The organism is Paraburkholderia podalyriae (genome assembly GCF_014397785.1).
GTDB lineage: Bacteria > Pseudomonadota > Gammaproteobacteria > Burkholderiales > Burkholderiaceae > Paraburkholderia > Paraburkholderia podalyriae.
In genome coordinates this window covers 46,283-56,425 of the sequence record NZ_VZQQ01000041.1, presented here as the reverse complement: position 1 = coordinate 56,425, position 10,143 = coordinate 46,283, and the positions used below count along the sequence as shown (strand labels likewise).

The window sequence follows — 10,143 nt, the reverse complement described above, 5'->3', positions numbered from 1 at the left end:
ACGAGGCCGTGACCAAGCTGTTTTATCTCGCGCTGAACAACATCAGCAGGAAGTGGTCGATGCCGATCCGGGACTGGAAAGCAGCCCTGAACCGCTTCACTATCCAGTTTGAAGACCGGCTGATGCCCCATTAAATCAAAACCTGTTTACACAAAATTCGGGACACCCCCTCAAGAAAAGGCCAACACCCAAAGAACAGCGAAAAAAGCGAAGGCAAAAAAACACAACAACAAACAGAACCCGCGCCGCAGGCGCAAAAACCCACCCGCTGCGCGGCAATAAAACCACTATTACTTCCTCAACGAATCCATATCAACCACAAACCGATACTTCACATCGCTCTTGAGAATGCGCTCATAAGCCTCATTAATCTTCTGCATCGGAATCATTTCAATATCAGAAGTAATGCCATGCTCACCGCAGAAATCGAGCATCTCCTGCGTCTCGGCAATACCCCCAATAAGAGACCCCGCCAGCCGGCGCCGCTTGAAGATCAGGTTGAACACCTGCGGCGACGGATGATCGTGCTCCGGAGCACCCACCAACGTCATCGTCGCATCACGCTTGAGCAGATTCAAAAACGGATTGAGATCATGCTGCGCAGCCACCGTATTCAGAATGAAATCGAAGCTATTCACATGCGCTTCCATTTCCTGCGGATTCTTCGACACGACCACCTCATGCGCGCCAAGCCGCTTCGCATCCTCGATCTTCGACGGCGACGTCGTAAACAGCACGACATGCGCGCCCATCGCCCGCGCCAGCTTCACGCCCATATGGCCGAGACCGCCGAGGCCGACAATGCCGACCTTCTTGCCCGGGCCCACGCCCCATGTGCGCAGCGGCGAATACGTGGTGATGCCCGCGCACAGCAACGGCGCGACGCCCGCAGGGTCGAGATTTTCCGGCACGCGCAGCGTGAATGCTTCATCGACGACCAGTTGCGTCGAATAGCCGCCGTACGTGACCTGTCCGTCGACGCGATCGATACCGTTATACGTGCCCACCCAACCGTTCTCGCAGTACTGCTCGAGACCTTCCGCGCAGCTCGCACAGGTGCGGCACGAATCGACCAGACAGCCGACCGCGACGAGCTCGCCGGCCTTGTACTTCGTCACGCTCGGACCAACCGCGGTCACGCGGCCCACGATCTCGTGGCCCGGCACCACCGGGTACATCGTGTTCTTCCATTCGTTGCGCGCCTGATGCAGGTCGGAATGGCATACGCCGCAGTACAGCACTTCCATCTGCACGTCATGGGCGCGCGGTGCGCGACGCTGGATTTCGAACGGGGCGAGCGGCGCGGTGGCGTCGGTCGCTGCATAGGCATACGTCATGCTCATGGGTAGCTCCAGCAAAAAGGGTGATGGCGCAACCTGCGACGCGCCGGCGATCCGCAACACGAGGATGCGAATGCGGCGGGCCGCAGCATGAACCGGGATCGGGGCGCAAGCGCCGTGGCCGCCGTTGGCAATCTGTCGGCTCATGGCGGCCGATGACCGCGCACGCTGCGCGCGGCGAAAAGGCGATCCGGCAGGGTTCCCATGTTAGGAGCCCGGCGCCGCTGGGGGAATACCTGATCGTCTTGAAGGCTTGCCTAAAACTCCGATGGGGCACCGCGATAGGTTGTTTGATGCTAAATTCAAAGCATTATTCTCTTGGCTGTCACCTTATCGTCATGTCCACTCAAGCTGTCGATTCCGTTACTGACGACCCCGCGCAACGCCGCGTGCTGGAACTGTTCAATCTGCTCGCGCCGAATGCCGGCATGACGCGCTCGAGCCTCGAAGGCGTCAGCTTCCTGCGTGCGAATCGTCCAATGCCGCGTATGCCGGTCATGTACGAGCCGAGCATCGTGATCGTCTGTCAGGGACGCAAGCGTGGCTATCTCGGCGATCAGGTGTTCCAGTATGACGCGCAGCAGTACCTGGTGCTGTCGGTGCCGTTGCCGTTCGAATGCGAGACCGAGGCGAGCGAACAGGAGCCGTTTCTCGGCATGTCCGTGCGCGTCGATCTGGCGATGGTCGCCGAGCTGCTGATGGCGCTCAACGAAACCCAGGGCATCGGGCAGCACGAACCGGTCGGCATCTACTCGACGCCGCTCGATTCCGCGCTGAGCAACGCCGTACAGCGTCTGATGGAAGCGCTCGCGTCGCCGCTCGACGCGCAGATCCTTGCGCCTGGCATCGTGCGGGAAATCTGTTATCGCGTGTTGACCGGCGAGCAGGGCGGCGCGATTCGCGCGGCGCTCACGCATCAGAATCACTTCGGCCGCATCGCGAAGGCGCTGCGGCGCATTCATGCGGACTACCACGCGTCGCTCGATGTCGATACGCTCGCGGCCGAAGCCGGCATGAGCCTCGCGGTGTTTCATGCGCAATTCAAGGCGGTCACCGCGACCTCGCCGATGCAGTACGTGAAGACCACGCGTCTGCATCATGCGCGTCTGTTGATGGTGCAGGATGGCCTGAATGCGGGCGCGGCTGCCGCGCGGGTCGGTTACGAGAGCCCGTCGCAGTTCAGCCGCGAGTTCAAGCGGCTGTTCGGCCTGAGTCCCGTCGACGAGGTCAAGCGCATGCGGGTCGCGCACGATGCGCCGCCGCCGCGCGTGCCGAAGCCGGTGCCGCGTTACGTCACCGCGGTCTAAAGCCCGCTGAACCAGTTGTAGCCCTGATCTTCCCAGTAGCCGCCCGGATTCGTGTTGGTCACGAAGATCGCGGCGATATGCTTCGGGTTCTTGAAGCCGAGCTTGGTCGGCACGCGCAGCTTCAGCGGATAGCCATATCTGGCCGGCAGCGGTGCGTTGCGGAAATCGAGCGTCAATTGCGTTTGCGGATGCAGCGCGGTCGCCATGTCGAGGCTGGAGTAGTAGCGGTCCGCGCATTTGAAGCCCACATAACGCGCGCTCAGATCGGCGCCGATCCGTTCGAGAAACGTGCGAAACGGCACGCCGCTCCATTGTCCGATCGCGCTCCATCCTTCGATGCACACGTGACGCGTGATCTGCGAGGCCTGCGGCAACGCGCGCAACTGTTGGAGACTCCAACTGCGTTTGTCCGCGACGAGCCCCGATACTTCGAGGCGATAAGTCGAGCCGTCGACATCCGGCGCATCGAACTCGGGATAGAACGCGTTGAACGGAAACGGATCGGTGATATCGCGCGCCGAATAGGTCGGCGCGAGTTTGTTGCGATCGAACAGCCACGCCTGCACCCGATCGTTCCAGCGCGACATCGCCCAGAGCACCTTATCGACGGAATCGTTGTCCTGCAGGTTGCAGCCGGACAGCATCGCGAGCGCGCCGATCGACAGCGATGAGCGCAGAAATAAACGGCGTTGCAATTGCTCGATCCACGGCCGGTGCTCGGCAAGCACGATGCGTGAGCGGCCCGCGTCTTCTGCATCGGCGTGCGTATCGTGCGCGGTATCGGTTGGTTGCGGGGTGCTCATGCGCGAGTCCTGTCGGGTGCTGGATCGATGCGAGGCGCGCTGCGCCGCGCGCGTCCGGTGAACATCGGCGGCAATGTGCCCGGCACCAGCAGCACCAGCAGCAGATGCACGACGACAAAACCGACTACGCCGGCCATCGCGACGAAGTGCACGCGCCGCGCAAGATCGAAGCCGCCGAACAGCGCGGTCAGCCAGCAGAATTGCACCGGCTTCCAGATCGACAGTCCCGATGCGACGAGCAGCACGCCGAGCAGCAGCACCAACAAATACAGCGCGCGCTGCACGGCGTTGTACGCGCCGGGCCGGTGCGGCAGTCTGAAGCGCAACGCAAGCGCCGCATCGCGCGCCACGTCGCGCGGATGCACCGGCAGCAGCTTGCGACGCAAATGACCGCTCGCCGCGCCATACGCGAGATACAGCAGCCCGTTCGCGCACAGCAGCCACATCGCCGCGAAGTGCCATGCGATCGAGCCGCCGAGCCATCCGCCGACAGTCGCCCATGCGGGGAACCGGAACGGAAAGATCGGCGACGCGTTATAGATCGCCCAGCCGCTCATCACCATGCAGACCATTGCGAACGCGTTGATCCAATGCGTGACGCGAACGACGACAGGATGAACGATCAGAAATGCTTGCGATTGTGGCATTGGCTTGAAAGGCAAGGTGGAAAAGTGGGAACGACGCGTCGCTTCACATCGGCGGTGTCACCCCATGCTCGCCGGCCGAAATGAAATTCGCCGCCATCGAACCGTCCGCATCCTTGTGCGCGAACAGCACGACCTTCGTGCCGGGCGTGAGCAACGCGCGGCTGCCCGGCTCCAGACTGACGATCGGCACGTCCTGCGGAATCACGATCTTCTTCTCGCCATCCTTGTACTTGACGGTGATCGTGCGGCCGTTGCTGACCACCAGCGAGCCGACCGTGCCGTTGGTCATCGTGCTGTTCGCGCCGAGATCCCACGGCCGATGGCCTTCACCCGAACCGCGCATGCTCGCCGGGAACACATGCACTTCGAGCGCCTTCAGCGTGCCGTCGGGCTGCGCAATCGCGGCGGTGCCGACGTAGCTGTCCGGCTTGATGTCATTGACGTTGGCGAGCGTGACGCCGCGAATCGGGGTGTCGGCGGCGAGCTTCACGTCGACGTCCTGGCCGTCGCGCGTATGGACTTTGAGCAGATCGCCCGACAGCGACGTCACCGTGCCGCGCACGCCGGTCGGCGTCGCGTTCTGGGCCGAAGCCACGGACATCGTCGCGAACAGCGCGGCGGCGAGTGCGGGGACGGCGAGGGCGCGCAGCGTTCGTGCGCGGGCTATCTTCATGCGGGTCTTCATGAGGCAACTCCAGGAAAGGGGATACAGCGTGGTGAACGGCGCGCTCAGAGTAGGCTCCGCGTTGGCTCCTCAGAGTGACGGCAGGATGACAAAAACGTCATCAACGGCCTATGGTGGCCACGTAGAATGACCGCCGGGAGCGCCGCATGTTTTTTCAGGCGCTTCCATCAGGCGTTTTTTGCACGCGCGGCGGCGCCTTTCGGGTCGAATCGCACGCAGGAGCAACGAGCATCATGAGCATTCTCGTCATCGAAGACGATCCGAAGACCGGCGATTATCTGAAGAAGGGCCTACGCGAGAATGGTTACGCGGTCGATCTCGCGCGCACCGGCACGGACGGCCTGCACCTGGCGCTCGAGCACGACTACGAACTGGTGGTGCTCGACGTGATGCTGCCCGGCATCGACGGTTGGGAGATCATCCGGGCGTTGCGCGCACGACGCGATCTGCGGGTGATTTTTCTGACCGCGCGCGATCAGGTCAGCGACCGCATTCGCGGTCTCGAACTCGGCGCCGACGACTATCTCGTCAAGCCATTTTCGTTTACCGAACTGGTGCTGCGCATTCGCACGTTGTTGCGGCGTGGCGTGACCCGCGAGAGCGACGTGTTCGAAGTCGCCGACCTCAAGCTCGACGTGTTGCGCCGCCGCGTCACGCGCGAGGGCGTCGACATTGCGCTGACCAACAAGGAGTTCATGCTGCTGCATCTGCTGGTGCGCCGCGAGGGCGAAGCGCTGTCGCGTTCGCAGATTGCGTCGGAAGTGTGGGACATGAACTTCGATAGCGACACCAACGTGGTCGACGTGGCGATCAAGCGCCTGCGCGCGAAGGTCGATCACCCGTTCGACAAGAAGCTGATCCACACAGTGCGCAGCATCGGCTACACGTTCGGTGACGGTCCATGAAGCTGTGGACCGAACGCTCGCTGATTGCGCGCACCACCTTGCTGTTTGCGCTGATCGCCTGCGCGGTGATCGGCTCGCTTGGCGCCTATTTCTATCATTCCGCCGAAGTCTCGCTGCAACGCCGCGCCGACGTCGTGCTGAGCGGCCGCGTCGAGCATTTCATCCGCATCGTGCACGACCTCTATTCGGTCAGCGAACTGAAAAAGCGCCCGCTGCTGTTCGAGACGATGCTCGGCGCGGAAGAGGACGTGTTGCTGTTTCGCCGGCCGGGCGAAGCGCCGTTCGTCGACGTGAATCCGGCCAGGCTCGCGGTGCCTGATCTGCCAACCCACCCGGCCGGCAATCCGCCGCGCGCCGCCGACATCCGTCAAACGCGCCTGCCCGACGGCGTGCCGGTACATTGGGCAATCGCGAGCGCGACAGCGCGCGAGGATGGCGCCGAAGTCGAGGTGATCGCCGGCCATCCGATGACGCATGAAATGCGCATGCTGGCCGAGTACCGCAACCGCATCGTGCTGGCGACGCTGACCGGCATGCTGGCCGCGACGCTGCTCGCTTACTGCGTGCTGCGCCGCGCGCTGCGACCGGTGCGCGAAATCGCCACCCGCGCCGCGCAAATCAGCCCGACGAATCTGGCGGTACGGCTCGACGACGAGGCGGCGCCGGTGGAACTGCGTCAACTCACCCACGCGTTCAACGCGATGCTCGATCGTCTCGCCGACGGCTATCAACGCCTGCAGCAGTTTTCCGCCGATCTCGCGCATGAGATTCGCACGCCGGTCGGCGCGCTGGTCGGCCAGACCCAGGTGGCGCTCGCGCAGCCGCGCGAACCCGACGAATATCAGCAACTGCTTGAATCGAATCTCGAGGAGTTGAATCGCCTGAGTCATATCGCGGAGAACATCCTGTTTCTCGCGCATGCGGATCATGCGGCGTTGTCGATCGAGCGGCAGCCGGTCGATCTGCATGGCGAGCTCGTCAGAATCGCCGATTATTTCGAAGGCCTGGCCGACGAACGCGGGATGCGTTTCGAAGTCGACGCGGCGGGCGTGGTGTCGGCCAATCCGCTGCTGTGCCGGCGCGCGATCAACAATCTGGTCGTCAACGCGGTGCGTTACGGCGCGGGCGACACGATCGTGCGCCTGCGCGGCGCGCAGGACGCGGCGGGCGCGCTGGTGACGGTCGAAAACGACGGCGAACCGATTCCCGCCGCGCAGCTGGAGCGGCTGTTCGACCGCTTCTATCGCGGCGACGCGGCGCGCAGCGCATTTACCGAATCGAACGGACTCGGGCTTGCGATCGTCAAGGCGATCATGTATCTGCATGGCGGCAGCGCGCGCGTGGTGTGTCCGCTGCCGTGCGTCGTGCGTTTCGAACTGCGCTTTCCGGGGGCGTGACTTGCCCGCGCGTTAAGTCCGGCGCCGCTTCGGCCGACGCCGCCTATACTTTTCAAAGCGCTTTGAAAGGACCGCTCGCTGCCGCACTCACCAGGAGTCGCATGATGGTCAAGCTCGCTTTGTATGTCCGTCTGGAAGCCAAGCCCGGCAAGGAAAAGGAAGTCGAGGCGTTTCTGCTCGGCGGCCTGCCGCTCGTCGAACAGGAACCGGGCACCGCCGCGTGGTTCGGTCTGAAGCTCGGTCCGTCGACGTACGGCATTTTCGACGCGTTCGACGACGAAGCCGGCCGCGACGCGCATCTGAACGGCAAGGTCGCGGCCGCGTTGATGGAGAAGGCCGGCGAGCTGTTCGCGTCGCCACCGGGCATCGTCAAGGTGGACGTGCTGGCGGCCAAACTGCCGGGCTGAGCGTCACACTAGCCGCACGCCCCCACCTCTCCACACGCGGTACAAAAATCGCACCCGTCTTTGCGAATCACCGCATTCGCGCCACACGAACCGCATTTGCGTCCGAGCATCGTATGCAGCCCTTGCGTGCCGTTCGGCTGCAGCAACGTGTCGGCGCTATCGTTGGGATTCGGACGGATGCCGAAATCGGCGGCTAGCGCGGTGTCGGTTTTCATTTGCCCGCGCGGCAAACGCGCGAGCATCCGCGACGACACCTGATTGCCCTCGGCGTCGAGAAAGCCGCGTCGGTACAGGATCTGCTGGATCGCGAACGCGAGCGCGGCCACTTCGGAATCGTGCCAGCGCGGCGCGCGATGACCGTCGAGACGCTGCACGTCGCCAAGCCGCACCTGGCCGCGATCCCACGACACCTTGCGCATATCCTGCAGATTGCGCGCGACAAAGCCGCCGCGCGCGGCAAGCGACAGCGAACGCATCGTCGCGGTGATCCACTGCTGCGACTCGTCGCGCTGACCGGTTGGAATGAAGAACTCGATCGGCCGCTCGATCGTCACGTCGTCGCCGCCGAGCCGCCCCGTCACCTCGATGAACGACACCGCGACGTACAGCGACTTCTTGCCCGCCTGGGTCAGATATTCGACCTTCTCGATGATCGCCGGCAATTCGCCCTTGGGCCGATGATCGATCGCGATACGCAGCGGGTCCTGGTCCATCTCGGCGAGCGTGTCGTCGGCCTGCGCCGGCGCCACGCTCAGCACCGCGCCGAGCGTGTCGTTCGGGCGATAGGTGGCAAGGCCCTTCAGCCCGCTTTTCCATGCATCGAAGTAGAGGCTTTCGAACGCGTCGAACGGATAGTCGGCGGGCACGTTGACGGTCTTCGAGATCGACGTATCGACGTACGGCTGCACGGCCGCCATCATGTCGAGATGGTCGCGCGCCGACATCTGCAGCGCGCTGACGAAATAGTCCGGCAGCCGGCTCACGTCGCCGCCGAGCTCGCGATAAAGCCGGTACGCATAGTCCTCGACGTCGAACGATTCGCGGCCGCCGTCGGCCATCACCTTCATGCGCGTATAAGTCCACGAGAACGCCGGCTCGATGCCGTTCGACGCGTTGTCCGCGAACGCGAGGCTCACGGTGCCGGTCGGCGCGATCGACAGCAGATGGCTGTTGCGGATGCCGTCGCGGCGGATTGCCTGCTGGATGTCGTCGGGCAGGCGCGACGCGAACGTGCCGGCTTCCAGATAGCGCGCGGCGTCGAATAGCTCAAACGCGCCGCGCTCCTTCGCGAGTTCGACCGACGCGCGATACGCCTCGTCGCGCATCAGCCGAGCGATGCTCACCGCGAAATCGCGGCCTTCCTGCGAGTCGTAGCGCAGCCCGAGCATCACGAGCGTATCGCCCAGGCCAGTGAAGCCGACGCCAATACGCCGCTTCGCGCGCGACTCGTCGTATTGCTGCGGCAGCGGCCACAGTGTGACGTCGAGCACGTCGTCGAGAAAACGCACCTGCGTGCGGGTGCGGCGCGCGAGTTCGTCCCAGTCGAACGACGGCTGGCGGCCCTGCAGTTGCGCGAACGGATCGACGACGAAGCGCGTCAGATTGAGCGGCCCCAGGTTGCAGCAGCCGTATGCGGGCAGCGGCTGCTCGCCGCACGGGTTGGTCGCGCGGATCGTTTCGACGGCGCGCAGATTGTTGTCCTCGTTCATCCGCGAGATGAACACGATGCCGGGCTCGGCGACGTCGTACGTCGAGCGCATGATGCGGTCCCAGATCGCGCTTGCCGGGTGCTCGCTGTAGACCCACAGGCCGTCCTCGCGCTGCCGCACGTCGCCGGCCGCCCGCAGCGCCGGCGACGGCTCGGCGCGATGGACCAGTTGCCACGGCTCGTCGTTTTCGACCGCGCGCATGAATTCGTCGGTGACGCCGACCGACACGTTGAAGTTGTTCCAGCGCCCCTTCGAATGCTTGGCTTCGATGAATTCGAGCAGGTCGGGGTGGTTGCAGTCGAGCACCGCCATCTGCGCGCCGCGCCGCGAGCCCGCGCTTTCGACGGTACGGCACGACGCGTCGAACACGTCCATGTAGCTGCACGGACCCGAGGCGGCCGAACTGGTCGTGTGAACCCGCGCGCCCTTCGGCCGGATCGCGGAGAAGTTGTAGCCGACGCCGCCGCCGCGGCGCATCGTTTCGGCCGCCTGCAGCAGGGCCACGTAGATGCCCGGCAAGCCCTGGTCGTCAACGTCCTGGATCGAATCGCCGACCGGCTGCACGAAGCAGTTGATCAGCGTCGCGGCGATGCCGCTGCCCGCCGCGCTCATGATGCGGCCCGCGCCGAGCGCGCCGTGGCGCAGGTTGTCGATGAACTGAGCTTCGACCGACGCGCGCAACTCGGGCGGCTCGGCCTCGGCGACGCCGCGCGCGACGCGGCGGTACACATCGTCGGCCGATTGCTCGTCGCCTTTCGCATATTTTTCGAGCAGCACGTCGAGCGAGAACTGCTGCGGCGGGATCAGCGAAGCGGGAGGAGCGGAGGAAGCGGGAGGCGTGGAAACGGCGGTGGCCGCGCGGGTCTGCGGCGTGTCTTCTGCCATGATCGGCCCTCAAACGGCGTCGCGGCGGGCGCGGCGCGGTGGTGGAAGGCGCGCCGCC

9 protein-coding genes and 1 pseudogene are annotated in these 10,143 nt (G+C 64.3%); 5 read left to right on the top strand and 5 right to left on the bottom strand.

Features of this window, described 5'->3' with window-relative positions:
• A pseudogene (locus F6X42_RS31120) lies at positions 1-134 on the top strand (IS256 family transposase); the annotation flags it as partial.
• Between the two features lie 156 nt (positions 135-290).
• Here the strand turns inward: F6X42_RS31120 and F6X42_RS31115 are convergent.
• Positions 291-1,343, bottom strand: a complete 1,053-nt coding sequence (locus F6X42_RS31115; protein ID WP_187637861.1) for an NAD(P)-dependent alcohol dehydrogenase — start codon at positions 1,341-1,343, stop codon at positions 291-293.
• 335 nt (positions 1,344-1,678) lie between these two features.
• Between F6X42_RS31115 and F6X42_RS31110 the strand changes: the two genes are divergently transcribed.
• Positions 1,679-2,647 carry an AraC family transcriptional regulator gene (locus tag F6X42_RS31110; protein ID WP_187637860.1) on the top strand — a complete coding sequence of 323 codons (969 nt, stop codon included), beginning with the start codon at positions 1,679-1,681 and terminating at the stop codon, positions 2,645-2,647.
• Here F6X42_RS31110 and F6X42_RS31105 read toward each other — a convergent pair.
• Genes F6X42_RS31105 through F6X42_RS31095 form a run of 3 tightly spaced genes read right to left on the bottom strand, consistent with a single transcriptional unit; the run spans position 2,644 to position 4,782 of the window.
• Positions 2,644-3,450, bottom strand: a complete 807-nt coding sequence (locus F6X42_RS31105; RefSeq protein ID WP_187637859.1) for a molybdopterin-dependent oxidoreductase — start codon at positions 3,448-3,450, stop codon at positions 2,644-2,646. The two genes, F6X42_RS31110 and F6X42_RS31105, sit on opposite strands and share 4 nt — an antisense overlap.
• Positions 3,447-4,097: a cytochrome b/b6 domain-containing protein gene (locus F6X42_RS31100; RefSeq protein WP_187637858.1), complete on the bottom strand. Its 651-nt coding sequence runs from the start codon at positions 4,095-4,097 to the stop codon at positions 3,447-3,449. The genes F6X42_RS31105 and F6X42_RS31100 overlap by 4 nt, the downstream gene beginning before the upstream one ends.
• A gap of 43 nt (positions 4,098-4,140) precedes the next feature.
• Positions 4,141-4,782, bottom strand: a complete 642-nt coding sequence (locus F6X42_RS31095) for a DUF5666 domain-containing protein (protein ID WP_246530305.1) — start codon at positions 4,780-4,782, stop codon at positions 4,141-4,143.
• 233 nt (positions 4,783-5,015) lie between these two features.
• Between F6X42_RS31095 and F6X42_RS31090 the strand changes: the two genes are divergently transcribed.
• From F6X42_RS31090 to F6X42_RS31080, 3 genes are all read left to right on the top strand, one after another.
• Positions 5,016-5,687 carry a heavy metal response regulator transcription factor gene (locus tag F6X42_RS31090; RefSeq protein ID WP_187637857.1) on the top strand — a complete coding sequence of 224 codons (672 nt, stop codon included), beginning with the start codon at positions 5,016-5,018 and terminating at the stop codon, positions 5,685-5,687.
• A complete protein-coding gene (locus tag F6X42_RS31085; protein ID WP_187637856.1) occupies positions 5,684-7,084 on the top strand; it encodes a heavy metal sensor histidine kinase in 1,401 nt (466 codons plus the stop codon). Before F6X42_RS31090 ends, F6X42_RS31085 begins: the two co-directional genes overlap by 4 nt.
• Positions 7,085-7,188: 104 nt before the next feature.
• Positions 7,189-7,491, top strand: coding sequence for a putative quinol monooxygenase (locus tag F6X42_RS31080; RefSeq protein ID WP_187637855.1), 303 nt, complete (start codon positions 7,189-7,191; stop codon positions 7,489-7,491).
• An 8-nt stretch (positions 7,492-7,499) separates the two neighbouring features.
• Here F6X42_RS31080 and F6X42_RS31075 read toward each other — a convergent pair whose 3' ends face one another.
• Positions 7,500-10,085 carry an adenosylcobalamin-dependent ribonucleoside-diphosphate reductase gene (locus F6X42_RS31075; protein WP_187637854.1) on the bottom strand — a complete coding sequence of 862 codons (2,586 nt, stop codon included), beginning with the start codon at positions 10,083-10,085 and terminating at the stop codon, positions 7,500-7,502.
• Positions 10,086-10,143: the final 58 nt, after the last annotated feature.

What these genes read in the sequence shown, in the direction of transcription:
- F6X42_RS31115 (WP_187637861.1), bottom strand. Translation starts at nt 1,343, where the DNA reads ATGAGCATGACGTATGCCTATGCAGCGACCGACGCCACCGCGCCGCTC.
- F6X42_RS31110 (WP_187637860.1), top strand. Translation starts at nt 1,679, where the DNA reads ATGTCCACTCAAGCTGTCGATTCCGTTACTGACGACCCCGCGCAACGC.
- F6X42_RS31105 (WP_187637859.1), bottom strand. Translation starts at nt 3,450, where the DNA reads ATGAGCACCCCGCAACCAACCGATACCGCGCACGATACGCACGCCGAT.
- F6X42_RS31100 (WP_187637858.1), bottom strand. Translation starts at nt 4,097, where the DNA reads ATGCCACAATCGCAAGCATTTCTGATCGTTCATCCTGTCGTCGTTCGC.
- F6X42_RS31095 (WP_246530305.1), bottom strand. Translation starts at nt 4,782, where the DNA reads ATGAAGACCCGCATGAAGATAGCCCGCGCACGAACGCTGCGCGCCCTC.
- F6X42_RS31090 (WP_187637857.1), top strand. Translation starts at nt 5,016, where the DNA reads ATGAGCATTCTCGTCATCGAAGACGATCCGAAGACCGGCGATTATCTG.
- F6X42_RS31085 (WP_187637856.1), top strand. Translation starts at nt 5,684, where the DNA reads ATGAAGCTGTGGACCGAACGCTCGCTGATTGCGCGCACCACCTTGCTG.
- F6X42_RS31080 (WP_187637855.1), top strand. Translation starts at nt 7,189, where the DNA reads ATGGTCAAGCTCGCTTTGTATGTCCGTCTGGAAGCCAAGCCCGGCAAG.
- F6X42_RS31075 (WP_187637854.1), bottom strand. Translation starts at nt 10,085, where the DNA reads ATGGCAGAAGACACGCCGCAGACCCGCGCGGCCACCGCCGTTTCCACG.